Source organism: Croceivirga radicis, assembly GCF_002072105.2.
In the GTDB taxonomy this organism is placed as follows: domain Bacteria; phylum Bacteroidota; class Bacteroidia; order Flavobacteriales; family Flavobacteriaceae; genus Croceivirga; species Croceivirga radicis.
In genome coordinates this window covers 109,815-136,585 of sequence record NZ_MTBC01000004.1, presented here as the reverse complement: position 1 = coordinate 136,585, position 26,771 = coordinate 109,815, and the positions used below count along the sequence as shown (strand labels likewise).

Here is a 26,771-nt window from a genome sequence, read left to right as displayed (position 1 = left end):
ATTTTCAAAGATACGCTTTTGGTCTTAGCAGAAAAAGAAATAATCAACTGCTTGTCTTTGTCCTTGTTTCCCTAAAAAGCCTCTAATTTCTAATTGCGCCTTTTCATTAGCAACCGTAACAATGCTTTGTGGGTTCTGGATGCTTTTTAAAACGGAATAATGCTTAAGGGTAGTTCCGTAAATGTTCTTTCCTATTTTATTAGGATTATCGCACACCCAGATAAATGGTACCTGTTTTTTGGTCAACTTTTTTGCTATTGTTTTTCCTTTAAAACCTGCGCCCCATAAAACTAGGGGCCTGTTAAAAGTATATTCAAGCTTTAAGAAATAGTGTAGTTTAATATCTAAAAAATAGTTTTGCGCATAATGCTCATGAGTTCTAGAGGTTCGCGTACCGTAATCGCGCCAGTAGTGCAGTATTTTATTACACGGAATTATTTTAAGACCGTTTGCGTAAAAGCGAAAAGTTAAATCATAATCTTCTGGGTATCTTAATGGGTTAAATCCGTTACTGGCATCAAAATCGGTTTTGTAAACCATCCAACAAGGGGAGGGGATAACACATTCTTTATATATTTCTTCATAATTAGTGCCCTGTGCCGTAAGTTGATTTAACCAAGATTCGTATTTCGCATAGCCATCACTTATACCTTCATCAGAAAAATACTTTACTTGGCCAACGGCTACATGACCTTTTCCAGCGTTTTTTAAGGCGTTTACCATTGTACTAAGCCTTTTTTTGGTCATGATGTCATCAGAATCCATCCGGGTAATAAACATACCGGTTGCTTGTTCGTATCCTGTTTGTAAGGCAGGAATAATTCCCTTTCCCTTATTTTTTAGATAATGAATTTTATCATGTCTACTGGCTAGGTTTTTAACCGTCTCGGTACTGTTATCCGTAGAGCTATCATCTATTGCCAAGACTTCCCAATTTTTATAATCTTGTTTTATAATAGAATTTAGGCAAGCCTCTATATAGTTTTCTGTGTTTTTAAAGGGGATTATAATACTTACCATTGGGGCTAAATATACCGCTTATCGAAATTATATAAAACAATGTAGGTTAATTCTTACTTTTGCTGTCTAAAACCAACACCATGCACCAGAAACAACCCAATATCTACCTCTATGTAGCATTAGCTGTGATATTTCTTATTTCTTGTGAAAAGGAGGTAGACAACAGCTTTGATAATACATCTATACCATCTGAAACTACTTTATCCGCCATAGACTTAAAACAACTATTAAAAGAAGAAGACAGTCTTCTAGAACAAGGAGAAACTGGCAAAATAATGGATATTACCGGCATGGATGTCGTAAAAACCAATCCTAAAAAAGTATTTGCCCATTATATGCCGTGGTTTCAAAGTAAACCGATTGATGGGTACTGGGGTAAGCATTGGACAATGGCCAATAAAAACCCAGATTCAATTGATGCTAGCGGTAAACGAGAGATTGCTTCCCATTTTTATCCCTTAATTGGTCCGTATTCATCAATTGATCCAGATTTACAGGAATATCATTTTTTAATGATGAAATTGGCAGGAATTGATGGGGTAATTTTTGATTGGTACGGAAGCCGAGATTTCTATGACTATCAAATCATAAAAGAAGCAACCGAATCTTTTATGTGGCGCTTAGAAGATTTAGGGCTCGATTTTTCAGTAATGTATGAAGATAGAACGGCCGTACAGGCAGTAGAATTGGGTTTTGCACCTAATAAAATAGAGGCCGCAAAGCAGGATTTTAATTACATAAAAGACACTTATTTTACCAGTCCACGGTATATGAAATGGCGTAACCAACCCTTCCTTTTTGTTTTTGGACCACACCACATTCAAGAACCAGAAGCTTGGGACGAGATATTTAATATTTTTACACCTGAAAATAAGCCCAATTACCTAAGCTTATGGGGTACTGCCGCAAATTGGGTTGGAGAAAATGCAAGTGGCGAGTTTACCTGGGTAGACCGTACGCATTTAGAGGCACATGACCACTATTATTGGTATTACCCACAGTTTAATAAAATGACAGTTGGCAGTACATATCCCGGTTTTATTAATTTTAGTGAAAACGGTGGTTGGGGATTGCAACACGATTGGCAAATACCCCATAACAATGGTGATACTTTTGTAGAGACCTTAAACTATACCCACCATCAGGATGCCGATTTTATACAACTAATTACATGGAATGATTTTGGCGAGGGTACTATGATAGAACCTACGGAAGAATTTGGTTTTATGTACTTGCAATTATTACAACAATACACCGGCGTACCTTATACACCAGAAGATTTACAAACGGCTTTGGAACTTTACCAGTTAAGAAAGGTGCTTTCTAGTTCTACAACTGTGGCAAAAAGCAAAACACAAAAAGAATATTCAAATCCAGTTAAATACTTGGATAGGGCCTATTTATATATGAAAAAGGGACAAACCAAACGTGCCAAGTTACTATTACAAGCTGTAAGGTTGTTTTATGGAAACAAATACTAAAGCTGTTTTTTTAAACAGGCCGCAACCATTTTTTCTAGTTCCTTATAACCCTCTTCTGTAAGGTGTACCTCGTCATAAGAGTGTTTTTTTGGTAGACCGTTGCGTTCATCTGCCAACGATGTAAAGTAATCTAAATAAACCGCCCCAGTTTTGGTACACATATCTTCTAGAAGTGCGTTCAATTTAGGAATCTTTATATTGGGTTGTAGACCAGGTCGCCACGGATAGTCGTAAGCAGGTAAAACAGAGCATACTATTGGCAGAATGTCATTGGCTTGTGCCAACTCTACCATAGATAAAATATTATCTCTAATTTGTTCTAAGGTAATAGGTCCTGTATTGCCAGCAATATCATTGGTGCCAGCCAATATAACAACAGCTTTAGGTTTTAAAGAGATTACGTCCTGTCTAAAACGTAAGAGCATTTGTGGTGTAGTTTGCCCACTAATACCTCTATTTGCATAATTATTAGCAGTAAAAAAGTCTGGATTTACATTTGCCCAGCCCTCTGTAATGGAGTTCCCCATGAAGACCACAGATGCAGTTTTTGCCTTTGTATTGGCTTCTTTATACTTGGTTAGATTGGCCCAGTCTTGTTCTTGTGCCGTACTGTTTTTTGAAAATCCTAAAAACGATAACATAATTAGAACTATAATTTTGGTCAATTTCATAATTGGTGCAGTTAGACCACAAAAGATAAAACAAAATATTAGACCAATACCAAATCTTCTAGAACTTTTGCTGCTAGTGTGTAAGATTTTTTACGTGCCTCATGTTCAAATATATTGGTGGTGATAATTAGCTCTTTAATTTTTGTTTTTTCTACAAATTCAGCTAATTGTTCCCGTATAGTTTCTATAGAACCAATAAAGGTATAATGCATCATATTTTTTATAATCATTTCTTGTTCTAAAGACCATATGCCCGCCATACTCTTTACTGGTGGAGGCAAAGGTTTTCTAACGTTGGTGATTATGCCCATAGCAAATTGATAAAAACTAGTTGCTAAATATTGGGCTTCTTGGTCTGTGTCTGCGGCAATAACATTAACGCAGGCCATAGGGTAGGGAGTAACCAAGGCATTACTTGGCTTAAATAATGTATGGTACTTTTCTAACGCATGGTATAAGTGGGTAGGTGCAAAATGACTGGCAAAAGCGTAAGGCAATCCTAATTTTGCTGCCAATTCTGCACTAAAGGTGCTAGAACCTAATAAATAGATAGGAATATTAGCGCCTTCTCCCGGTAAAGCCCTTACCAATGAATTCCAATTACCTTCCGATAAAAACTGCTGCAATTCCAAAACTTCTTTTGGAAAATCTTGTACACTTTCCTGTATACCGCGTCTAAGGGCGTGAGCAGTTGCTTGGTCTGTACCCGGAGCTCGGCCCAAACCAAGATCTATTCGGTCTGGATACAAAGCCGCTAGGGTACCAAATTGTTCGGCCACAACCAAAGGAGCATGGTTGGGCAACATTATACCGCCAGAACCAATACGTATATGCTCTGTTCCCTGCAATAAATGGCTTAAAATAATTACCGTGGCAGAGCTGGCCAAACTGGGTGTATTGTGGTGTTCCGAAACCCAAAACCTTTCGTAGCCTAATTTTTCTACATGCCTTGCTAAATCTAAGCTCTTATCAATAGCTTGGGAAGTATCGTCACCCGCTGCAATGGGTACTAAATCTAATACTGAATATTTTATTGGCTCCATACAATTACGCTTCTTCATATGCTATTTAATTGTACGCAAAATGATGGTAGGGCTTACATTATTTAAGATAGATTAACACGAATAAAAAACCAATAGCAACTAAAACTAAGGGTAGTGCAATTGTAATGCTATTCCAGAATACCTCCCGTTTTTTGTTTTGGGCTATTATAGATTGAATATCCACTCTTCTAGTTGTATTCTTTAAATTGAATTCAAGTTTTGTTGCTTTATTCTTTTTGCCAAAAACGTCTTTATAATCTTTGTGTGGTCTTTTTCCTAACTGATTTAAATTGAATTTAACACTACGTGCTGCGCTTGAAAATCCCATGATTGTTTGTTTTTATGATTGATGTAGAAAGGCTTTATAGCTCTTAAAAACGAAATAAGTACATTCCACGATTGATACTTATACGTAGCTTTAAAACCTAAAACGTTACATAAAAATGAAAATAAACAGCAAACGTTTGCTTATAATTTAAAATTAAGCGCGTTTTCTTCAAGATTGTTAAAATACATTCCCATATGCCTACCATCTACTAATGCGTGGTGCGCTTGTACGCTAACCGGCATTAGAATTTCCGTATTTTCTTCATAGATTTTGCCCCAAGAAATTCTAGGAACGGAATCATGAGGGTGGTAATTCATGGCATGTTGTATACCGGTAAACTTAACCCAAGGTATGGCAGACATAAATAAATAGTTATCCATTCCTTCTTCGTCTTCAAAAGACGGATTGGTACGCATTAATTCTTGGATTCTTGAGGCTTCAGCTAAAAAAGCTTCATAATCTGTTATATAATCTACTGTACAAAAGCTAAAAACATCTGCTTGCTCCGTAGGAACGGTAAAAGAAGGTCTTGCCATTGGGTGCTCAACAACTTCTTCTCCACGAATACGCCATCTAAACTCTTTAATATCATTGGCGGTCTTGGATAAAAGATACACCAAACTGTTGTTAAGCGGCTTGTTGTAAGTCTTTAATGTTTTATAAAAGTTGGTTATAACAATGTTGGCCGTTAACTGAAAGTGGGGATGACTCATGCCATTGAAAAAAGCAAAATGCTTTTTTCGATGGGCAGAATCAAATTTTATTTTTTTCATTAATACTTGGCGCTTTTACCGTTTGTAGTTGTTCTTAAAATAAAGGCCCTAATATCATCATTTGCCTTTTTCAAGTCTTCTTTTCTTAAATACATCATATGACCAGATCTGTATCCTTTAAATTCAAAACGGTCTTTCATTCTACCACTTGGGTCTACCTGCCACATCGTATATTTAGCATTAAAATAGGTGGTAGCCCCATCATAATAACCAGATTGGATCAAAACGTTCAAATAAGGGTTTTGTGCCATAGCTTGTCTTAAATTATCTCTGGTATTATCATTTTCATTATTCCATGGGCGTACAGGACCAAACATATTATATTTTACATCGGTCTTAAAATTTAGTTCTTCTTGTAGGTAATAATTAATTGCAGGAGTAAAGCTATGTAGCCACGAGGTAATTTCAGAATTATAATCAGGGCTGTCTCCAAATACTTGTTTATCTATACCCAAATAACGGCTATCTAACCTACCAACTGTATATGCTCCTTTATCTTTTAATAGATTTTTCCAGAAAAAACGGGTAGGCACATCTAGATTATGGTCTAAAATATCTTGTTTGTTTAAGCCTGAGTATTCGGCCATTTTTGCTGCAATTGAATTTTTTTCTGTTTCCCCAATAAATCCGCCTTTGGCTATTGCGGGTATTAACTCGTTTATGGTAAAATCTTCCACTGTTGGTAAAATCGCTAATAAATCTTTAGATTGAAGCGAAGATGGCAAAGCTTTATGATGCCAGGCAGCAGCTGTGTAATAAGGTAAATTTAATGCAGAAGAAACAGGTCCACCCACACGGATTACTTTATAATCTGCAGGAGAAACCATTATTACCCCATTTAGATACATCCACTGTTGGTTTTGTAGCGCCAATGAAAGTCCCATGACGCGAGTGCCACCATAACTTTCTCCAATAATATATTTTGGAGAACGCCAGCGGTTGTTGCGGGTAACAAAGGTGTTCATCCATTCCGCTAAGTACTTAATATCAGCATTGATACCAAAAAAATGATCGCGGTCTACTTCTTTGCCGCTTTCTGGAATAGTCCTAGAATAGCCTGTATTAACAGGGTTTATGTAAACGATGTCTGTTACGTCTAATACGGAATAGGGGTTCTCTTTTACACCATACGGTTGTACAGGATAACCTTCGTCGTCTATTTTTAAAATCCTAGGTCCTGTATAGGCCAAGTGCATCCATACCGATCCTGATCCTGGACCGCCATTAAAAGAAAACAAAAGGGGCCTATTTTCTCTATTTTTCACACCATTCTTGGTGTAGTAGGTATAATGTACGGCAGCTATAGCTTTACCATTGTTATCCCAAACAGGTTGGGTGCCAGTTACTGCTGTGTAATTTAATGCGTTACCATTTATAGTTACGCTGTGTTGTGTGGTAACAGTAGTATCTACCGGTATAGTTCTTTGTGCACTACCGCACAATACGGTAAAACCTGTAATTAAGGTAAGTAAAAAGGTCTTATTCATTTTAGGTCTATTTAGTTATTCCTAAAAATAAGGATTTTTTAATGGTATGTAATTGGGTATAGGCTTAGGTAATTTTATATATTTAGAGAAAACAACTAAAGACTTATGAATAAGCTTACTAGACGCGATTTTACAAGTAAAATAACTAAGGGAACAGGGGCTGCCATGGTAGCCGCTAGTTTGCCAATGGGTATTTATGCCGCATGCACACCAGATAAAAAGTTAGGTATAGCTTTGGTAGGTTTGGGTAGTTACAGTACTTACCAATTGGCTCCGGCTTTGCAAGATACCAAGAATTGTTATTTAGCAGGTATTGTAACGGGCACACCCTCTAAGGCAATAAGTTGGGCCAAAAAATATAGTCTTGCTGAACATTGTATCTATAATTATGAAAATTTTGATACGATAAAAGATAACAAGGATATAGATATAGTTTATGTGGTGCTGCCCAATGCTATGCATGCAGATTTTTGTATACGTGCCGCAAAAGCTGGCAAACATGTTATTTGTGAAAAGCCTATGGCAATGAATGTAGCAGAATGCGAACAGATAATTAGTGCTTGTAAAAAAGCAAACGTAAAATTAGGCATGGGTTATAGGTTGCATTCAGAACCCTATACCCAACAGGTTCAAGAATTTGTAAAAAAGAAAACGTATGGAGATGTAACCTTTGTTTCTGCAGAGGCAGCCTACCGTTCTACCGGTAACCCAGATCAATGGCGATTAAATAGAGAATTATCTGGAGGCGGTGCCTTAGTTAATATGGGGGTTTATGCCATACAAAGTGCAATTTACGGTACCGGTGAAAATCCTATTTCTGTAGCGGCACAAGAGTTTTCTACTAGGCCAGAATATTTTAAAGACACTGATGAAACCATAACCGCACAATTAAATTTCCCCAGTGGGGCCATAGCTAACATTACCACCTCACATAATTTTAGCGCAAATAGTATGTATGTAGCAGGTACCAATGGCTGGTTTAAATTACAACCTGCCAACAACTACGGGCCGTTAAGCGGTAGCACCTCTGATGGTAAAATTTTGGATTTTCCGCATGAAAGTCAACAAAAGTTACAGATGGACGATTTTGCCTCCCATATTTTACACGGTTCTACCAATTTGGCTCCGGGAGAAATGGGTAAACGAGATATGATAATTGTTAGTGCAATTTATGAGTCTATTGCTAAAGGAGGCAAAACGATACGCCTGGATATACCAAAAGATTACGGATTTGCATAATAGAATAAAGCCCCAAATTGGGGCTTTATTTTTTAAAGTTGCTATCTGTTAAAGACGCCATAAAATCTACTACCGCTTGTTGTTCTTTTTTGGTAAGTTGTAATGGGTCTGGTGGTAATGTTTGTAAGGGTAAATCTATACCAATACCGGCACCGCCACCACGATTGTAAAAATCTACCACTTCTGCTAATTCCGTATATACACCATTGTGCATGTAAGGTGCCGTAAGAGCAGCATTTCTAACAGTAGGTGTTTTAAAAAAGTACTTACGTTCTGCTGTGCCAAATAAATGAAATCCACCCAAATCTGCATCTACCAAAGCACTTATAGTATCATTTTTAGAAGGCACCCCTAAAAGTTCTACTTCAGTCTCATTAAATGCGGGTGGAATAGTACCATTGAATACCGGTGGAAAATGACATGTTGCACATTTTCCTTTCCCCATAAATATATTGAAACCTAGTTTTTCACTATCTGTAATCGTATTTTCTAATCCATTTATATTGTTATCGAATTTCGAATTAAATGGTGAAAGGCTACGAATGTATTCTGCTATGGCGTTACGGATGGTAAAATCGGTAATCTTGCCATTATAGGTACTATCAAACAAGGGTTTATATGCTGTATTTTGTTCTACTTTTTCCAATAAATAGTCTAAATCTGCATGAAACTCCGTTTGGTTGGTAACTACCGCTACAATTTGGCCTTCTAGACTGCCTGCTCTGGTGTCATAAAAGAATTTTTGTTGCAAAGCGGCATAGGTAAGGGTAGGGGCGTTTCTTTTTTGACCTCTAGATATTTGTAGGCCATCTGTAAATGCCTTGTCTTTGTGGTGACACGTGGCACAGCTCATGTTCCCTTTTTTAGACAAATTTGGGTCATTAAATAATAGTTGACCTAATTGTACAACGGCATCTCCTGTTTTAGGATTTTTTAAATCCGTAAAGTGTTTGGTATTAAAAGTGGCATTAGAGAAAGCCGAGGTAGCATCATTGTTAATGGCCATGGTAAACGGAAACTTTACCTTCCAATCGGCAACTGTTTTATTAAAAAGGGTAAGTTGTTTGTTGGTGTGATTTTTTATAAAACTAAACCGGTCAAAACTGATAAATTCTCCTTTACTCAACAACCCAATGGTCTGGTTAATTTCGTTTAACCATGCATCGTAAAGAGCTTTATCTTGGAATTTTGGTTTTGCTGCGATTATAATGCTTTTTAAGGTATTATAAACCGTTGCACTTTCTGAAAGGGAAGCTTCTAGAACGGGAGAATCATAACCGGTAATTCCTGTTAATGCTACACGCAATAAAGCATCGCGAAGCATCCATAAAATATGATGGTCTTTTAAATACGATAGATCTGTATTCTTTTCTAAAAGTTTAAGGCGTTGGGTAATTAAATGTGCTGCTCCATGAATGGTTTGCATATCCAAATTATCCGCATAAATGCTTTCTTCTAAAGTTTGGAAACTTTTAGGGTCGTTGAGGCGAATATTGGTTAAATCTTCCTCTTCTATTTTTAAAATATTGGGAGCGTTTAAAAAGGTGTAATTGCTAACATCTTGAAAAGCTAAAACAGGTTCCGCTGCTTTAAAAAGTGAACGTGCCTCAAGATAATAACGTTCTAGCTCTTGTCTACTTTGGGTATGTTGAATACTATCTACATAAGCAGCACAATTTATTAGATTTTCCTTATAGGTTTGAGCAATAAAGGAGTTTAAAGAGGGTTTGTTCGCATTATTTGCTTCGCCATTCTCTGTGTTTTTACAAGAAATAGACAAAATAGCAAAGAGGCCTATGCAAGCATAAACCCCTTTGGTAATAGTTTTAAAATAGTATATCATAACTAATATTAGTTGGCCAATCCTTTCACTACAAACATTTGGCTTCCTTCTTTTCTTGAGTTAGGGTCTGTACTTGCCTTTGGGTCTGTAAACGCAGAACCGTCTGTAGGCTCCCACCCATGATTTTGGGTAATCATGATAAAAGTATCTTCTACACCAATGGTCTCAGAAATATCTATCATACCCGTAATTTCCCAAGTACTTGTTGCATTACCAATGCCATTAGACGCAGCAGCTAATTGGTCGCATTCTAGTACAGTTTTAATTTCTCCAGTATTTAAGTTATACTGGTATAAACGAGCGTAATGTGCTTTATCATCAGTATCTGGATAACCATTTGGATCTTCTTGTATGTAAGCATAGTTTTGAGTAACTACTATGTTATCTGGGCTATGAAATTCTTTGGCTTTGCCATCTAATTTATCGCCATCTAATACACAAGAGATAGTAGCTTTAGTTGGGTCATCCGCACTCAACACCACTTTATAAACTCTACCATAAAGGGTACCCTTACCCACTAAGCCATCTTTTTTTCTACCTGTTACGGCAAAATAGATTTCTCTTTGGTTAGCGCCAACACCTCTTCTCCAGTCTATATCTTCTAATCTAGAAAAGCCCATTGCACCCTTTTCTTTAGCCTCGGCATCCAAAAGCTCAATAGTTCTTTCTTCCATTTCAATAAACTCAGCTTCGTAAGTTTCACCCTCTACCATATCCATTTCGTAGTTGATGCCTTCTGTAATTACCTTTAAGGTGTATAGTTTACCTCCGTTTAAATCGCCATGATCACCAACGTACATACCCAATTGTCCAGAAGGAACTTCGTTGTCTGAATGGTCATCACCTATAAAAGCTACAGTTTTACCAGGAAAAGCATCTTTGCCAATAACTACTGCATTTTCTGTAGACCATTGTCCAAAATTTGGTAACAAAGAAGCTACGCCAGCGTTGGTGGTGCTTTTGTAAGGGTCTGTCGCAAAAACCCCTTTGGAAGAACCGCCCCATTCGCCACCAGAAAGGTAGATAGGACCAAATCCATGTTCTTCTGGAGTAATTAAGGAACCAGAACATTGGGCTGTATATGCAGTGGCTTCCGCATTAAGAATATATTCTCCTTTTACCGGCTTAAACGTTTCGTCTAAAGTAATTCTGGCTATGGAATAATCTGCTTCTATGTTGTTAATAAGCGTAAAGGTACCATCATCTTCTGCAATTAAACCAGCACCATCTGCCATGGAACCGTAAACAAAATTTGGAGAATCTGGTAATTGGTCTCCAGAACTTAACAAAGAATAAATCTCAACGTTCTCAAAACCAGGCATGGTTTTAAAGTAAGCAGCGGTATTAGAGTGGTTGGCAAGCTCAATACCTTTTGGTTCTTCGCCTTCATTGCCTCCTTCTCCGATAAAATCTTCAATTCTATCGCAAGAAGCGAATGTAGCAAGACCAATAAAAATTAGGGTGTTTTTAAGTGTTCTCATTTTTTAATAAAGGTTTTTCTTTTAATTGTGCTAAAAGTACCTGGAGAACATTAAGAATATCTTAAGTGGATATTTTGATTGGTTTAGCTGAATCTTAACTGCATTAAGCTTGTGTTACTATTTAGAATGATTCAAAAACACCAAGACCAAAAAGCGCAAAATCATATTTAACCGGATCTTTATGATTTAATTTTCTAAGGGAATGGTCTAGCTCTAACAATGTTTTTGCATCGTTTTGTTTGCGTTTAATCAGTTTTAGCTTGCGTGCAACATTTCCAGAATGCACATCCAATGGGCACGATAGTTTAGCAGTAGAAATATTCCAAAGCCCAAAATCTACCCCTTTGGTTGCTGGTCTGCACATCCATCTTAAAAACATGTTTATACGTTTGGCGGCAGAGCCTTTGCTTGGATCACTTAGGTGTTTTTGGCTTCTTGGCAAATGTTCAATTTCAAAAAAGTGCTTTTTTAGCTCCGTAATAGCAGGTTGCAAACTGTCTTTGGATTGATATTGTGTAAAGATTGCTTCTAGCCCACCGTGAAACGTATATAGATGCTGTAGTGCCTTTATAAAAAATGTAAAATCTGTTCCGTTAAAGGTCCTATGAACAAAATTGCTAAGTGGTTCTAAATTTTCTTGTGTGTGGTTTAGAACAAAATCATAGGGCGAATTACCCATAAACGCCACCATTTTATGTGCATTGTTAATAATACTTTTACGGTTGCCCCAAGCTATTGTGGCCGTTAAAAAGCCAATAATCTCTATATCTTCTTTAAGTGAAAATAAATGTGGAATCTGAATGGGATCTGAATCCAAAAAAGTTGGATTTTCATAATAAGCGGCCTTTTCGTCCAAAAACGATTTTAATTCGGATTTTTTCAAGAAACAACTCCTTTTAATAGTTTAAGAATTAAAACAGGACTAACAAGAATTAGATTAAACAATGCATGTAAGGCCATAGAATACAATAGCCCAAGTTTATTACGTGTATAACCTAAAAATATACCCGCTATGAGCTGGGGAGAAACCAAAATTGGGGCAAACCAAATAGCTGTACCCATATTTTCAAAATTCATTAGGTGCACAAGACCAAAAGCTATGGTAAAAAAATAGAACCAATACGTATAGAAGCTTTTGTTTCTAAAAAGTCCAAGAGGTGCTCTAAATAGTAATTCCTCTAAAACTGGAGCTATTACTACCGTCAAGAAAAAGATTTTTAAAAAAGAATTTTTTGCAACCATTTCTCTTATGGCATGTTCTCCCAATTCTAGTTTAAAAAAAGTAACGAACAGCCCCATGACCATACCTGCTGTAAAGGCCAATACGAGCTGCCAAAAAAGTAAACTAAGAAATAATTTAGCTTTTAAACGGTTATTTGCCTTGATTGGGCCATAATAGGGAGCTTTTACAAATTTCCATATCTTAGACAACAAATTCATTATACAATTTTACCATCTACCATGGTTAAACACCGATCTGCCATTTGCGCTAGTTCTTTATTATGGGTAACAAGAACAAAGGTTTGCTCAAATTCTTGCCTTAACTTAAAGAAAAGATTGTGCAAGTTATCTGCACTTTCAGAGTCTAGGTTACCACTAGGTTCATCTGCAAATACAACGGCTGGGTTATTTATTAAGGAACGTGCCACGGCAACCCGTTGCTGTTCACCGCCACTCAAGGCATTGGGTTTATGATTAATTCGGTTAGATAGTCCAAGAAACGATAATAGCTCTTTAGCTTTCTTTTCGGTTTCAGATTTTGGTGTTTTCTTGATAAATGCCGGAATACAAACGTTCTCTAGAGCCGTAAACTCTGGTAGTAGTTGATGAAATTGAAAAATAAACCCAATATGTTTGTTTCTAAATCTGGCAAGTTCCTTATCGTTTAATTGATTAAGTGAAGTACCATTTATTTCCAAAGAACTTTCCCTGGGGTTGCTGGGTGTATCTAGGGTTCCTAAAATTTGTAGTAATGTGGTTTTACCTGCTCCAGAGGCACCTACTATAGAAACAATTTCTTGTTTGGCAATATGTAGGTCTACTCCCTTTAATACCTGTAAGTCCCCGTAATATTTTTGAATGTTCTTTGCTATTATCATGTACTAATTATAAAGAGGTAAAAATACTAATTGTACTGTTTTATAAGAAATTGGCCATTGTAAAGCCGTTTACAAAATAACGACTGTTAACTTAGCAGAAAAAATGCTAATTTAAATTCTAAAAATTGAAAATGAACAAAGATACAGCAACAGCTATTTTTGCCAATGGATGCTTTTGGTGTACAGAGGCTGTTTTTCAGAGACTTAATGGTGTTTTGTCTGTTTTGTCTGGTTATACAGGAGGTACAATTAAAAACCCAGCTTATAGAGAAATCTGTACGGGGAGAACAGGACATGCAGAGGCCATTAAGATTGAATTTGATCAAAATAAGATTTCCTATAACGAATTGTTAGAGGTGTTTTTTGCAACGCATGATCCTACAACCCTAAACAGACAGGGTAATGATGTTGGTACACAATATAGAAGTGAAATATTCTATACAACAGAGGAACAGCGCGTACAAGCTGAAGCCTTTATTGCGTTGTTAACAGAAAAATCTATTTTTGAATCTCCTATAGTAACGGCAGTTAGTCCAGAAAAACCATTTTATCCTGCAGAAGAAGAGCATTGGAATTATTATAATGATAATCGAAATCAGCCTTATTGTAGGGTTATTATTGATCCAAAAATCAAAAAAATACAACACTATTTTTCGGATAAACTAAAGACAGAAAAAGCATAGTATGGCACCATATAGAAATTTAGAAGAATACAATATAGAAGTAGCTAATGAAGTAAAAGATCGTTACGCCAAAATTATTGATGAGATTGGAGAAGATGTAACAAGAGAAGGTTTATTAAAAACACCTGAACGAGCGGCAAAGGCAATGCTTTTTTTAACACAAGGGTATAAACAAGACGCAGAACAAATCTTAAAAAGTGCCATGTTTAAAGAAGACTATGATGACATGGTGATCATAAAAGATATTGAGTTATATTCTTTGTGTGAACACCATATGCTACCTTTCTTTGGCAAGGCACACGTGGCCTATATACCTAACGGGCAAATTGTTGGACTTAGTAAAATACCTAGAATTGTAGATGTTTTTGCCAGAAGGTTGCAGGTACAAGAACGGTTAACCCATGATATTTTGGAATGTTTAAACAATACATTACAACCTAAGGGAGTAGCAGTAGTAATTGAGGCTAGCCATATGTGTATGATGATGCGCGGAGTTCAAAAGCAAAATTCTGTAACTACTACTTCTGGTTTTCGGGGACAATTTGAAAAAATTGAAACTAGAAACGAATTTTTGAAATTGATTAGCGCAAAGTTATCTTAACTTTTCTGGAACGATAATTGCTAGTTTTTAGTTAAATTACAGCTATGACCAAAACGAAAGATAAAAAGCTCAAATATTTAATTCTTGGAATTTTATTAGACCTTGTAGGCATGTCATCTTTATTATTACCGGGTTTGGGTGATATGTTAGATGTGGTTTGGGCTCCTTTTGCCGGCTGGCTCATGACCCGTATGTACAAAGGTAAAGCAGGAAAAGCTGCTGGTGTTATAACTTTTGTAGAAGAGCTGGTACCAGGTTTGGATGTTATACCTACATTTACCATAATGTGGTTATATACCTATGTACTTTCTAGTAAAAAGGTAGGTAAAATAATAGATGTTTAAATATAAAAGGCCGCTTTTAGCGGCCTTATTCTTATTATGATTTTAATAGTTAGTCGGCAACTATAAAATCAAATTCTGCTGTAAATTCGTTTTCACCACCAGAACCTTCAAACGTTCCATTGTTTGGTTTGGTTGGTTCATGCTTTAAGTAGATGTTTAAACTAGCTTCGCCAGCTGTTAATGTAACCAACGTAAATTCAAGTCCTAGTGGGTCTCCGTTTCCGTCACTATCTGTTACCGTAACAGAATCTAATGCTCCACCTATTTCGTAAATAAGTTGATGCTCTTCATCCTCTTCTTTAATTTCTTCTGTAATATCTTCTGGTTCTTCTTCAGATTCGTTCAAAATTTCAATGGTACCCATATAGGTAGTGTTTCCCGCTAAATTTGGGGCAGACACTACAGGTGGGTTTGGCCCATCTCCATCCAAATCTACAGAAGTAAAGGTAATTACATCACCGCCACCTTCTGGTGTTAGTGTTATATTCATTGTGGTAATGGTCTCTTCTTCATTAATTACCTCTGGAGTGTCATTGTCATCAGAACAGGCCAAAAAGAACGCTGTAGAAGCTAAAACGGATAAGAATTTAATTGTTTTCATAAAGTAGTTATTAATAATTGAGTTTTAATTGTAATAGAAAATTTCTGCCCAAATCGTCGGCAAAATAACGTTGTCTATTTAAATAGTCTCTGTAAGAGGTATCTAGTATATTATTCACCATAAATGATGTTGTTAGCCTGGTTTTATCACTTAGTTTAAATTGAATTTTTGAACTAAAATTTAGTAGGTGATAGGTGTCTGGCGCCGTATTAATGTCCAGTTCTACTTCCTGATCTTGTCTTGGGGAGTATACACTTATGTTTTCAGGAGTTTCATTTTGCCTAAAAACAAGATTGCTACTTATTTTCAGTTCTAGATTGTTTAGTTGCTCGATTTTATAGCTAATACTGTTGGTAGTGCGTGCAGATGGTATATTTACAACTGGTCCATCTTTTTGGGTATCTTTAGCTTTAACTATGGAGAATAGATGGTTGGTCCTTATTTTACTGGACCAATTGGCATAAGTACTTACATCTAACCCAAACATACTTAGATTAGTTTGCCTGTAAGACCAAACAGGAAACGCGCCCCTTGTAGTAAATTCAACACCAGAAGGCTCTAACAATATAAAATCATTTATAAAATTATAATAGGGCTCAAAAGCATAGCCCCAATGGTTATAATCATGCTCTTTGGAGATGGCTATTTTGTGCGAAGTTTCACTTTTAATACGCAAATCTCCTAGCTCTATTCTAGATGCAGAATGGTGTAGCCCATCACTAAATAATTCTGAAGGGTTGGGTGCGCGCTGTGCTAACGCATAATTGACCTTAAAACTATCAAAATTAGATGGCGCATACTTAGCACCTATGGTAGTAGAAATATTATGAAAATCAAATTTTGGATTGGTTAAAAGCTGGTTGCCTAAGTCCTCTACTACCCAATCTCCAAATTCTTCGTCATATCCTTGTTGTTCCCATCTAGTGGTTATGTAGAATTTATCAGCATCAATATGCGAAAAATCATACCTAAAACCTGCATCTAGGGTCCAGTTATCGTTTGCATTATACGTAAGAATATTAAAAAGGCCGGCATCATACTTTTTATAATCGGGTATTAACCTACGTACTTGGGTACTTGGGTCTGGAAAGTTTTTTTGGTAACGCCCCATTACTCCTGATTGTAAACTAAACTTGCCCCAATTTATCCATTCTATGTCTAAGCCAGCAGTGTGTGTGGTTAATTCCAAATCTACGGATGCCCTATCTGCATTTTCGCCTCGTCTTATATCAAACTCTTTTCTATTGTTCAATTGAAAATCGTACTGTAGCCGTATTTTTCCAAGATTTTTAAAGCGTTTGTAATATTCTAGTTTGGCTAAATGATGATTTACCTTTTGTCGTGGATTGTTTATATCGTGCGTAAAATCGTTTATCACCAAAGGTGTGTCGCTATTAATGGCCAAAATTAAATCGTCTACACTACCAATATGAGAGGCTCTTAGAATCCCAATTTCTGTATTAAAATAAGAGTATTTAGCATTGAACCCTTGCTTGTAACCATGCTTGCCAAAATCAAAAGACAATCCGTATTCTTGAACACCGGTATTGCTCAAAATATAGTCTGGAGCCTCTTGGTCTCCCAATTTTTTATAAGAACCGTTAACGTTTATATGCCAATGGTTTTCAAATACTTTGGTAAGGGTAGAGGTAATATTACCCCCACGACCATTAGTTATACCATTTACTATAGTTTTACCGTAAAGGGTATCCTTATTAAAATAATTGTTTTGGTCCATTACAATTACGCCACCAATGGCATCGCCTCCGTATTGTAGGGCAGAAGCACCCTTAATAATACGGATGTTACCTACGCTATTGGGGTCAACATTTGGAGCATGTTCATCTCCCCATTCCATATCTTGCATACGTACCCCATCATTTAATATGAGTACACGACTACCATTTAAACCATGAATAGCGGGTTTAGAAATTGTAGCTCCAGTATTTAATGTGGTAATACCACTAATGTTCTTTAAGATGTCTCCTAGATTACCTGCACTGTTTTCCTCTAAATTTGAAGTAGTTATTGATGCTTCTTGCCCAGAATTGGTCTTGTCATGTACAGCATCACCAATAACTTTAACCTCCTTTAATTCTTCAAAATGGTGTTCTAGATTAAAGTTCTTGGTAGAATCTTCTACTAATTCTATTTCTTGCAATAGCGTGTTGCATGAAATGTGTGAAATTTCAACTTCTATTGAACCTGGGCATAAGTTTTCAAGTTTATAAAAACCATTTTTATCAGTAACGGCATATTGATTGGTAGCCACAACTACTATAGTGGCTCCTTCTAAATAGGAATTATCATGAAAATCTTTTACAGTACCTTGTAAGGTAAGGCTGCATTGTTGACCATAGCCAACTATTACTATTCCCAAAAGGAATATTGTGAACACAAGTGTTCTCATCTAAATAAAATTGAATTATTACTAATCTAAGGTTTGCTTAAGCAAAGCGGGCTGGTGGTGGGCGAGAGGTATGCCTAAAGTAAAAATAGGAAGTAGAGGGTACTTCCGTCTGTATTGGTAATGGAATTGAAATCGCAGTAAACGACTCAACTTTGAAATCAATTGTAGTAGGCGCTATTAATACCTCTTGTTGTTGTGCAAATGTAACTTCACACAAAATACAATTTTCAATTTCTGTTTCTTCGTTTTCTGAATGAGAAAAGACATGAAAAGTAGACACCTTAAAGAATAACAAGGTAAACAACAGTATATATGTGAAAATCTGTTTTGTTTTCATGTTACCACAAAACTAAGCTTTTCATAATTGAACTGGCTGTTAACAAAATCACAATTTAGGGAATCAAAAAACCAAGGCGCATTTTTTTTAGCATTCGCTTTTCAAAAGCCCAAAAAAATTGAAATTGCCCAAATAACCAGCCAATTGCTACTAATAATAGTTGATAAATGGGAAATATAATTAATATACGAACTGGCCAATAGAGCCAACCACTGCTGGTTTCATAATCTAATCCCAATAAATGTACAAGGGGCGCTGCCAATCTTGCAGAAAGACTACCGGTAATGGCGAATACAATAAAAATGGCTATCATTTCCCATCGGTATTGCGTTACCCATTTGTTTTTTAATTTTTGAAAACACCACAAAAAGAACTTTAATAACAGGTATGTTAACAGACACGTACCCAATAACGTAATTGGCCATTCCCAAGGTGTATTATTAAAATCTATTAAATGGAGCACTTTTCTTGCAAAATAATAACCAGTTGCCAGCGTCAATAGAAATCCAATTATAGGGAATACCAATTGCCAGTTTTTAACTATGTCCCAGCGTTTTTTTATTTTTTCCATAGTTGCTTAAAGGCTGCAAAGTTACGCATTATATGCGTGGAAAAAAGGGGCCAAGTCTTTGGTTATACTTACGCTGAAAAAAAATGAAGTAATTGTAAAGTTTATAATTTACTTCATAACCATAATCTATATTTGGATCATAATTTATTTGTAGTTCATACAAATTGGGGTTGAATGCAGTAGGGTTTAATACACGCTGGTTCCAATTCATCACATATATTTGGTTTCTGTTTTCTAAAAAATCTTGAGAATAATAACCCTCTGGTCTTGCAATACTATTTAGCCATGCATAAAAGCCAGGTTCAATGATGATGATTTCGTACTCGGTTTCTTCATCTGCAATGGTTACTTCTTGCTGATCCTTACTATTTAAAATTTCTTTTTCCTGATCAGAAATAGTTAGGTTCTCCTTTGCGCTAGTACAAGCTGCTAGCAATACCGGGATTAGAATTAATGCAATCTTTTTCATAACTAAAAGGTACAAAAAAAGCCGTTTGAAGATTTCAAACGACTTGTTAATGTATGTGTAAACGGTATATTATTTTCCAAAAAGGCCGCCAAGTAAACTACCTATACCACCTTTTTTCTGTGAATTTCCACTTAATACCATTCCAGCTAAATCATCTATAATGCTACCGTCTCCATCAGAATCTAAGAAAGATTCAATTAAAGATTGTTGCTTGTTTGCCGCAGCATTTCCACCCATAAGCCCGCCTAGTAAACCATTTAAACCTTCTGGGGAACTTATATTTTGCTGACGTTGTTGTCTTCCAAGGTAACCCATTAGTATGGGTGCGGCAATTTTTAGGATTTGTGCCACGGAACCACTATCCATACCTGTTTTACTACTTAGGGCGTTCTCTACTTGAGATTGCTTTCCTCCTAAAATATGACCTAATATACCAGCGCCATCATCCATTACAGATTGGTCTACGCCACCACCGAACAAACCGGTTAGGTTATCTAGTATGCCGCCATCATGTTTTGAGTTTAAGGCGTTCATTAATCCTTGAGCTCCTTCCGTAGAAGTAGTATTCTTTTTCATGGCTCCCATTAATAATGGCATAGCCATAGAAATAACTTCTGCAGTTTTATTGGAAGATTGCCCTGTTTGTCCTGCAACCCCACTTACCAATTGTTGTCCAATTGGGCTATTGATTAAATCTAATAATCCTGACATTTTATATAATAATTAGTGTTTACTATTTTCTACTTGGTAATTTACAAAAACTAAGCCAAACTTATAATGAAATGTTAATAGCTTTCTGCAATTATTTTAGCCATTTCTATTTCCATGTTCATTTTAGAATCTTTGGTGTATTTTGCGATGTTTGGCGATAGCGAAATTTTGGGATTCATTAGAATAGGAATTTCAGGACTAGGTTCTGATTCAAAAGTATCTAGACCTGCAAACAACAATTTGTTCTTGTCCAAGTATTCTACCAGGGCCACTTCATCCAAAGCTCCCTTTCCATCTACGTTTATTATGCCAACCGTTGGTTTTAACTGTGCTAGTTCATCTTTTCCAAACCAGTGTTTCTCTACTGGTCCAGTATGAAAACTAATAAAATCGACTTCACCCAAAAATTCAGATTTTGATTTAGCCGGTATATTCACTGAAATTGAATTGCCTAAAATTTCAATTGATAATTGGACATTTTCCAAAGAAGGGTCGTAATAAATTACGTGCATGCCAAAAGCCACTGCTTTTTTTGCTACTTTTTCTGCGGCTTTGTTTACACCTACCAAGCCTAAGGTTTTCCCTTCTAATTCTATTCCTTTTTGATAAAGAGTATTTAATTGGTTAAAATTAGCATCACCCTCTAACGGCATATATCTGTTGGCATCATGTAAATTTCTTGCACCATTTAATAAATGTGCAAAAACTAATTCTGATACTGCATTGGCATTAACAAGGTCTAATTTTATAAGTTGCTTTTTATCTGATAAAGCAATGGCACATTCTTTTAGGTTGGTATTGGCAATAAATGTTAAATTTTGCAATTGATCTAAAATCGAAGTTTCCAATTTGGATGTATTGATAATTAGACCGTTAATCTGGTTATCTTGTATATAATTTACAATTTGATTATCTGCTACATTTATGGTAATCAACTCGTGACCTGCATCTTCTAATAATTTAGCTGCAGCAGGCTGTAAGGGTTCCTTACTAAGGATTTTCATTGCAGTTATGCTTTTCGTTCTACTTCGCTCATTATATCTACCAAAACACCCACGCTCTCTAAAGGTAAGGCATTGTACATAGAAGCCCTATACCCACCAACGGATCTATGACCTTTTATGCCGCTAATACCAGCTTCTAAGCACATTTTATCAAAAGTTTCTACCAGTGTATCATCAGTAATATTAAATGTCGCATTCATATTAGAACGGTCTTCTTTTTTTGCGATACCTGAAAAAACAGGATTTAAATCTATTTCTGAATAGATAAGATTAGCTTTCTTTTCGTTTAATTCCTCAATGGCAGCAATACCTCCTAAATCTTTGAGCCATTGCATGGTAAGCATGGACACATATACAGGAAATACTGCTGGCGTGTTAAACATGCTATCTTTTTCTATATGTACTTGGTAATTACACATAGAAGGAATTTTCCTTGAAACCTTGCCTAGAATATCTTCTTTTACCACTACTAATACCGTACCTGCCGGACCCATATTTTTTTGTGCACCAGCATAAATCAAGTCAAATTTTGAAAAATCCAATTGCCTGGAAAATATATCGGAGCTCATATCGCACACCAACGGAACCGCTACATCTGGAAAAGATTTAAATTGTGTTCCATAAATTGTGTTGTTACTGGTTAAGTGTAAGTAATCTAAATCTGAGGGAACTACGATGTTTTTTGGAATATGGTTAAAGTTTTGTTCCTGAGAGCTAGCTACTTCAATAACTTCTCCAAACAAACGAGCCTCTTTAATAGCCTTTAAACTCCAAGTACCTGTATTGATATAACCTGCCTTGTTTTCTAATAAGTTATAAGCAACGTTTAGAAATTGGGTACTTGCGCCACCTTGCAAAAACAAGGCTTGATATCCTTTGTTTTCTAAACCCAATAATTCTAACGCTAGGGAGCGGGCCTTTTCTATAATTGCTACAAATTCTTTGCTTCTGTGGGATATTTCTATTAAGGATAAACCTATACCATCTAATTCTTGGACTGCAGCGGCCGCCTTTAACATTACCTCTTGTGGTAAAATGCAGGGCCCTGCGCTAAAGTTATGCTTTTTCATGCTGTTGCTTTAAAGCCGTTAAAGGTCTAACTTTTTTTAATTATTTTAAAGAAAAGACCGCTAGAGTGTAGATAAAAATTTTAAGGTATCTACACCATCTGCATAATCATCTAAACTGGGCTTTTGACTTATGCCAAAAGGAAGTGCGTTAGTAATTTCAAGATTGGACAAAACACATTGTAACGCTTCCTTTTCTTTCTGTAAATTACTGTTTAATTCTTCAACAGTTTCATAAGTCTCATAAAACAAACACCCAATAGGGGAGGCAAAACCTTTATCTTCTTTCAATAACAAAAAATTGTTGTCCAGAATTTGAACATCAGACATTAAATAGACGGCTTTGTTGTAGTCATAATTATTAGCATATTTATGATGGTCTATCACCGTCTTAAAGCTATAAATACCTTGATAAAAATGGTCAAAATTATAATCTTTTGGCACATATATTTTGGAAACACTCCTACAACCCAACCCAAAATAGGTAAAAATATCCGTTCCTAATTTTTGTAAATCATCGGCGCCTTCTGTTCCAGATAAAACCGCTACCGAATTTCTGTTTTTTCTAATGATGTTAGGATACTTTCCAAAGTAATAATCAAAATAACGTCCTGTATTATTGCTTCCAGTAGCAATTACGGCATCAAAATCACCTAATTTATCTTCTGTTAGGGTAATTTTTTGGCTTAACAAATCATCATTCTCTTTTAGATAGGCAACAATAAAATGCATCAATACCTTATCATTACTAGATAGTTTTGCGATTACTTGATGACCAGAGAGTACTACGGAAATAAAATCATGCAAACCAACTAGAGGAATATTTCCTGCCATAATTATAGCAACGCGCTTTGAATGTTCAGCAGGAATATTATAAATGTTTAACCAAGTGGTAAGGCTATCAGAAGTTAAGACTTTTGCCCAACTTTTTAAGGCGAATAACACATTTTCTTTGGTGAACCAACCATTATGATTGCCAGCAACGATAACTGTTTCCGTTAATCTATGATGCCAATTTTCCTCTTTAGAGGTATCATTATCACAAAAATTCTGGAATAAGTTGCCGAGTTTAACAAAAGCTTCTAAATGAGGAATCTGATCTGCCATTATATTTGTAGACTAAATTAGTAGGGATTACCTTTGTACAAAAGTACGGATTGAAAAAGCAAAAATAATGGCAATAATTATAACAGACGAATGTATAAATTGTGGGGCTTGTGAACCAGAGTGTCCTAACACGGCAATTTACGAGGGTGCAGATGAGTGGCGTTATAGCGATGGAACTTCTTTGAACGGTGCTGTAGTATTACCAGATGGTAAAGCGGTAGATGCCGATGAAGTACAGGAACCTATAAGTGACGAGTTCTATTATATAGCTCCAGATAAATGTACGGAATGTATGGGTTTTCATGAAGAACCCCAATGTGCTGCAGTTTGCCCGGTAGATTGCTGCGTACCAGATGAAGATAGGGAGGAAACGGAAGAAGAGCTATTGGCAAAACAGAAATTTATGCATCCAAACGGATAAAAAATAGCGAAAAGGAGCCCTTGGGCTCCTTTTTTTATAATTTAATTCTTAGTCCACCATTCAAAGTAGTGCCATTAAAACCAAATTGATTTACCTCCCAAGCATATTTAAAACGTCCACCCAAATCGGTTAAGACATCACCTTTATTATCCAATTCATCTGGGTAAACATTAAAAATATTATTTACGGCACAGTAAAAACTAATATTTGTATTTAGTTGGTAATTTAGGGTAATATCGGTAAGAATTTTACCTGTAAACGTTTGGTCTTTGCCCGGGTCTTCTGCATGTTGCCATTTTACGGAACCAAAAAAAGTATTGTTTAGACCTAGGTTTAATCTTCTAAGATTGTAATTAAATCCCAATAAAACTTTAGTCCTTGGTCTTGCACTTAAAATTCTTGCTTGTTCTTTTCTATTGAATATCTCGTAATTATTGTTTTTTAAAATAGTAGGCGCCGCAATATCATCTACAATACGGGTTTTGTTAAAATTAGCAGCCAATGTGAGCTTACCCCAACCTTCCCCTAATTTAATATTGGTATAATTGCCCACCAAATCTAACCCGTTTGTATTGGTATTTACGGCATTTATAAAGAATTTTAGAGAAGTAATATTATTGGCTATTAAAATAGATTCTACCGGATTTGTTTGCGCAAAATCCTCATCAAAACCAATTTCATTGGTAAATAACACTCTATTCTTAACATAGACGTTATAAAAATCTGCTGAGAAAAATAAGTTTTCCAATGGTTTAATGGTGATGCCAGCGGTAATATTTCTAGACCTTTCTGCTGTTAATTGTTTAACGCCTAAATTATCCCTTATAATGGGGTCTTGATTAGAAAAAGTCCCTTGATTGGAAACCGACTCTCCAGAGACCAATGTTTGTGTATTGCTTAAATATATTTGATGTAAAGAAGGGGCTCTAAAACCGGTGCTTACAGAAGCGCGTAAGGCGCCTTTATCTTCCTTGAAAGTGTATCTGCTAGACGCTTTCCAAGAGATGTTTTTACCAAAATCACTAAAGTATTCATATCTAATAGCGGTTCCTAACATAAACCTTTTAGAAAATTCATGGTCTACCTCTGCATAAGAGCCAAAGTTATTTCTAGTGGCAATAAGTTGATCTCTTGGTTGTATGCCAGGAAAAGAAACCGTTCCTTCGCCTAAGTAGGAGGCAGGTTCTCCTGCGGTAGACCTAAAGCGTTCCTTTCTAACTTCCCAACCAAAATTTATATTGGTTTTACCAAATGCCTTGGTAAAGTCCATATTGGTCAATATGTGGTCAAAGGCATATGATCCTACATCAAACCGGGTAGGACTATTGGCCCCCAAACTTTGGTTAAGGCTATTCGCTACAAGGTAATCTACTGCATTCCTGCCCTGAGTGGCACTTATGTCTGTTTTAAAACCTAAAATTTGGCATTTAAAGCCTAGTGTAAAATAATTATCCCTAATATCTGTCTCAAAAGTGGGTTGAAACCCCTCGTAGGCTTCGCTTTGCTCATGAAATAGGTTGTTTGGGTCTTCTATCCAATACGGAGCGCGATAAAGCGCAAAACTTTCACCAATTCTATAGGAAAGTCCACCAAATGAATACCAACTACAGGTGGGGGATACAGGTAATTCAAAATTGTAGTTTAGATTATAGTTTTTGGTTTTTGGCTGACCAACGGTCATGCCTAAATCGGGATATTTTTGCAACCAATTGGCCCATTCCGTATCATTTTCAGTAATGTTATATAGTGCATCAAATCCTAAATTATTAGTTCTACTGGTAAAATCTTGTTGGTAAAATGCAGCTGTTAGATTAAGGTAGCCATCTGAATTTTGAAAAGGAATTCCTGAATTTATGGAGACACCATTGCTAAAGCCATCACCTCTAGTGGTAATGCCAGTTTGGGTCTCTATTTGTGTATACTGTTTGTTCTTTTTTAAAACTATATTTAAAACCCCCGCTATAGCATCAGAACCATACTGTGCGGACGCACCATCTCTTAAAACTTCTACGCGTTCAATAGCAGCAGCGGGTATACTTTTTAAATCTACACCAACCTCTCCTTTACCAGGCGTATCATTAATGTAGACCAAGGCGCTTTGGTTTTTTCTTTTACCATTAATCAATACCAATGTTCTACTTGGGCCAAGACCTCTTAAATCGGCTGGGTCAAAATGTGCCGTTGCATCAGATATTGCTTGGTTTGTAGAATTAAAAGAAGGAATCTTATAGTTCAACATCTGGTCTAAAGTAGATTGTCCCGTACTGCTTAAATCAACAGCAGAAATATTATCTATAGGTACGGCCGAATTAATTACCGTTCTTGGTTTAGACCGGTTACCAATCATAACCACTTCGTTTAAGGATATACCCTCAATTAATACTATATTTATTACGTTTTTATCTGCCTTTCTTTCTTTTGTCTTAAATCCAATGTAACTGTAAACCAGCATATCATTGGGGTTGGCATCCAAATTATAATTGCCATCAAAATTGCTTGTGGTTCCAATGGTAGTGCCTTTAATTCTAATGTTTACACCAGCCAAGGGTAGCCCGTTTAAATCAGTTATTTTTCCAATAACTTTATTTTGCAACCTTAATTTATTCTGATGGGTTAATAGCCCCCCTTTTATTTTGTTGTTAGACTTGTTTAAATCTTTACTAGAATAAATAACATAATATCTTGAACCTAAACTTTCTATTTTTAATTCCGTTAAGTGTTCAATTTGTTTTAATTTCTTTTTTAATCTTACGCCTTCAAGGCTGGAAGTATTTAAGGAAATGTTTTTTAAATCTTCTGGATTGTAATTAAAATATACGTTGTAATCTTTACTTAATTGATGTAGAAGCGTAACAAGGTTTGTTTCCGACTTTAAATTTTGGGCATAAATTGCTGTGTTAAAAGTCGAAAAACAAAAAAATACTAGAGAAAGCAATAAGTTAGATAAGCCTCTTATAGTCATATAATAAAAGCTATGCTT

Annotated in this window: 27 protein-coding genes; 6 read left to right on the top strand and 21 right to left on the bottom strand. The window is 36.1% G+C overall.

What is annotated here, in order from left to right:
• Nucleotides 1-24: 24 nt before the first annotated feature.
• Complete coding sequence (locus BUL40_RS07600; RefSeq protein ID WP_080318746.1) at nt 25-1,020, bottom strand: glycosyltransferase family 2 protein; 996 nt, start codon at nt 1,018-1,020, stop codon at nt 25-27.
• Nucleotides 1,021-1,100: 80 nt separating this feature from the next.
• Here BUL40_RS07600 and BUL40_RS07595 point away from each other — a divergent pair, with 80 nt between their 5' ends.
• Nucleotides 1,101-2,501, top strand: coding sequence for a glycoside hydrolase family 71/99-like protein (locus tag BUL40_RS07595; protein ID WP_080318745.1), 1,401 nt, complete (start codon nt 1,101-1,103; stop codon nt 2,499-2,501).
• On the opposite strand, the gene BUL40_RS07590 is transcribed toward BUL40_RS07595, so the two are convergent.
• The 5 genes from BUL40_RS07590 to BUL40_RS07570 all read right to left on the bottom strand — a co-directional run bounded on the left by BUL40_RS07590 (nt 2,498) and on the right by BUL40_RS07570 (nt 6,803).
• Nucleotides 2,498-3,172, bottom strand: coding sequence for an SGNH/GDSL hydrolase family protein (locus BUL40_RS07590; RefSeq protein ID WP_080318744.1), 675 nt, complete (start codon nt 3,170-3,172; stop codon nt 2,498-2,500). The two genes, BUL40_RS07595 and BUL40_RS07590, sit on opposite strands and share 4 nt — an antisense overlap.
• A 38-nt stretch (nt 3,173-3,210) precedes the next feature.
• Complete coding sequence (locus BUL40_RS07585; RefSeq protein ID WP_244901838.1) at nt 3,211-4,233, bottom strand: LLM class flavin-dependent oxidoreductase; 1,023 nt, start codon at nt 4,231-4,233, stop codon at nt 3,211-3,213.
• Between the two features lie 40 nt (nt 4,234-4,273).
• Nucleotides 4,274-4,543 carry a hypothetical protein gene (locus tag BUL40_RS07580; RefSeq protein ID WP_080318743.1) on the bottom strand — a complete coding sequence of 90 codons (270 nt, stop codon included), beginning with the start codon at nt 4,541-4,543 and terminating at the stop codon, nt 4,274-4,276.
• A 140-nt stretch (nt 4,544-4,683) separates the two neighbouring features.
• Complete coding sequence (locus BUL40_RS07575; protein ID WP_080318742.1) at nt 4,684-5,316, bottom strand: CatA-like O-acetyltransferase; 633 nt, start codon at nt 5,314-5,316, stop codon at nt 4,684-4,686.
• Complete coding sequence (locus BUL40_RS07570) at nt 5,316-6,803, bottom strand: S10 family peptidase (RefSeq protein WP_080318741.1); 1,488 nt, start codon at nt 6,801-6,803, stop codon at nt 5,316-5,318. The genes BUL40_RS07575 and BUL40_RS07570 overlap by 1 nt, the downstream gene beginning before the upstream one ends.
• 105 nt (nt 6,804-6,908) lie before the next feature.
• Here BUL40_RS07570 and BUL40_RS07565 point away from each other — a divergent pair, with 105 nt between their 5' ends.
• Nucleotides 6,909-8,042, top strand: coding sequence for a Gfo/Idh/MocA family protein (locus BUL40_RS07565; protein ID WP_080318740.1), 1,134 nt, complete (start codon nt 6,909-6,911; stop codon nt 8,040-8,042).
• A gap of 25 nt (nt 8,043-8,067) precedes the next feature.
• Here the strand turns inward: BUL40_RS07565 and BUL40_RS07560 are convergent, their stop codons facing one another.
• The 5 genes from BUL40_RS07560 to BUL40_RS07540 all read right to left on the bottom strand — a co-directional run bounded on the left by BUL40_RS07560 (nt 8,068) and on the right by BUL40_RS07540 (nt 13,465).
• Nucleotides 8,068-9,885: a cytochrome-c peroxidase gene (locus BUL40_RS07560; protein ID WP_080318739.1), complete on the bottom strand. Its 1,818-nt coding sequence runs from the start codon at nt 9,883-9,885 to the stop codon at nt 8,068-8,070.
• An 8-nt stretch (nt 9,886-9,893) separates the two neighbouring features.
• On the bottom strand, nt 9,894-11,366 hold the full coding sequence (locus tag BUL40_RS07555) for an alkaline phosphatase PhoX (protein WP_080318738.1): 1,473 nt from the start codon (nt 11,364-11,366) through the stop codon (nt 9,894-9,896).
• 121 nt (nt 11,367-11,487) lie between these two features.
• On the bottom strand, nt 11,488-12,249 hold the full coding sequence (locus BUL40_RS07550) for a TIGR02757 family protein (protein WP_080318737.1): 762 nt from the start codon (nt 12,247-12,249) through the stop codon (nt 11,488-11,490).
• Complete coding sequence (locus tag BUL40_RS07545; protein WP_080318736.1) at nt 12,246-12,806, bottom strand: CPBP family intramembrane glutamic endopeptidase; 561 nt, start codon at nt 12,804-12,806, stop codon at nt 12,246-12,248. The genes BUL40_RS07550 and BUL40_RS07545 overlap by 4 nt, the downstream gene beginning before the upstream one ends.
• Entirely contained in the window at nt 12,806-13,465 is a 660-nt protein-coding gene (locus BUL40_RS07540; RefSeq protein ID WP_080318735.1) for an ABC transporter ATP-binding protein, read from the bottom strand. The genes BUL40_RS07545 and BUL40_RS07540 overlap by 1 nt, the downstream gene beginning before the upstream one ends.
• Nucleotides 13,466-13,596: 131 nt before the next feature.
• Here BUL40_RS07540 and msrA point away from each other — a divergent pair, with 131 nt between their 5' ends.
• Genes msrA through BUL40_RS07525 form a run of 3 tightly spaced genes read left to right on the top strand, consistent with a single transcriptional unit; the run spans nt 13,597 to nt 15,093 of the window.
• Nucleotides 13,597-14,148, top strand: coding sequence for a peptide-methionine (S)-S-oxide reductase MsrA (gene msrA, locus BUL40_RS07535; RefSeq protein WP_080318734.1), 552 nt, complete (start codon nt 13,597-13,599; stop codon nt 14,146-14,148).
• Between the two features lies 1 nt (nt 14,149).
• The gene (gene folE, locus BUL40_RS07530; RefSeq protein WP_080318733.1) at nt 14,150-14,749 is read left to right on the top strand and encodes a GTP cyclohydrolase I FolE; all 600 of its coding nucleotides are present in this window, start codon (nt 14,150-14,152) and stop codon (nt 14,747-14,749) included.
• A 44-nt stretch (nt 14,750-14,793) separates the two neighbouring features.
• Nucleotides 14,794-15,093, top strand: coding sequence for a hypothetical protein (locus BUL40_RS07525; RefSeq protein ID WP_010517123.1), 300 nt, complete (start codon nt 14,794-14,796; stop codon nt 15,091-15,093).
• Nucleotides 15,094-15,142: 49 nt separating this feature from the next.
• On the opposite strand, the gene BUL40_RS07520 is transcribed toward BUL40_RS07525, so the two are convergent.
• The 9 genes from BUL40_RS07520 to BUL40_RS07480 all read right to left on the bottom strand — a co-directional run bounded on the left by BUL40_RS07520 (nt 15,143) and on the right by BUL40_RS07480 (nt 23,370).
• On the bottom strand, nt 15,143-15,694 hold the full coding sequence (locus tag BUL40_RS07520; RefSeq protein ID WP_080318732.1) for a type 1 periplasmic binding fold superfamily protein: 552 nt from the start codon (nt 15,692-15,694) through the stop codon (nt 15,143-15,145).
• A 10-nt stretch (nt 15,695-15,704) separates the two neighbouring features.
• The gene (locus tag BUL40_RS07515) at nt 15,705-18,104 is read right to left on the bottom strand and encodes a TonB-dependent receptor (protein ID WP_080318731.1); all 2,400 of its coding nucleotides are present in this window, start codon (nt 18,102-18,104) and stop codon (nt 15,705-15,707) included.
• A gap of 37 nt (nt 18,105-18,141) precedes the next feature.
• Nucleotides 18,142-18,441 carry a hypothetical protein gene (locus tag BUL40_RS07510; protein ID WP_080318730.1) on the bottom strand — a complete coding sequence of 100 codons (300 nt, stop codon included), beginning with the start codon at nt 18,439-18,441 and terminating at the stop codon, nt 18,142-18,144.
• 55 nt (nt 18,442-18,496) lie between these two features.
• A complete protein-coding gene (locus BUL40_RS07505; protein ID WP_080318729.1) occupies nt 18,497-19,012 on the bottom strand; it encodes a DUF6787 family protein in 516 nt (171 codons plus the stop codon).
• Between the two features lie 28 nt (nt 19,013-19,040).
• Entirely contained in the window at nt 19,041-19,481 is a 441-nt protein-coding gene (locus BUL40_RS07500; RefSeq protein WP_080318728.1) for a DUF6146 family protein, read from the bottom strand.
• Between the two features lie 69 nt (nt 19,482-19,550).
• Nucleotides 19,551-20,192 (bottom strand): DUF937 domain-containing protein, encoded by a 642-nt coding sequence (locus BUL40_RS07495; protein WP_010517117.1) that lies wholly within the window; start codon nt 20,190-20,192, stop codon nt 19,551-19,553.
• Nucleotides 20,193-20,266: 74 nt separating this feature from the next.
• Nucleotides 20,267-21,196, bottom strand: a complete 930-nt coding sequence (locus tag BUL40_RS07490) for an NAD(P)-dependent oxidoreductase (RefSeq protein WP_080318727.1) — start codon at nt 21,194-21,196, stop codon at nt 20,267-20,269.
• A 5-nt stretch (nt 21,197-21,201) separates the two neighbouring features.
• Nucleotides 21,202-22,266: a 3-phosphoserine/phosphohydroxythreonine transaminase gene (gene serC / locus BUL40_RS07485; protein ID WP_010517112.1), complete on the bottom strand. Its 1,065-nt coding sequence runs from the start codon at nt 22,264-22,266 to the stop codon at nt 21,202-21,204.
• A gap of 60 nt (nt 22,267-22,326) precedes the next feature.
• Nucleotides 22,327-23,370 carry an acyl-CoA reductase gene (locus BUL40_RS07480; RefSeq protein WP_080318726.1) on the bottom strand — a complete coding sequence of 348 codons (1,044 nt, stop codon included), beginning with the start codon at nt 23,368-23,370 and terminating at the stop codon, nt 22,327-22,329.
• A 67-nt stretch (nt 23,371-23,437) separates the two neighbouring features.
• On the opposite strand from BUL40_RS07480, the gene BUL40_RS07475 reads away from it, so the two are divergent.
• Entirely contained in the window at nt 23,438-23,791 is a 354-nt protein-coding gene (locus BUL40_RS07475; protein WP_010517110.1) for a 4Fe-4S dicluster domain-containing protein, read from the top strand.
• A 34-nt stretch (nt 23,792-23,825) separates the two neighbouring features.
• Here BUL40_RS07475 and BUL40_RS07470 read toward each other — a convergent pair whose 3' ends face one another.
• On the bottom strand, nt 23,826-26,753 hold the full coding sequence (locus tag BUL40_RS07470; RefSeq protein ID WP_080318725.1) for a TonB-dependent receptor: 2,928 nt from the start codon (nt 26,751-26,753) through the stop codon (nt 23,826-23,828).
• Nucleotides 26,754-26,771: the final 18 nt, after the last annotated feature.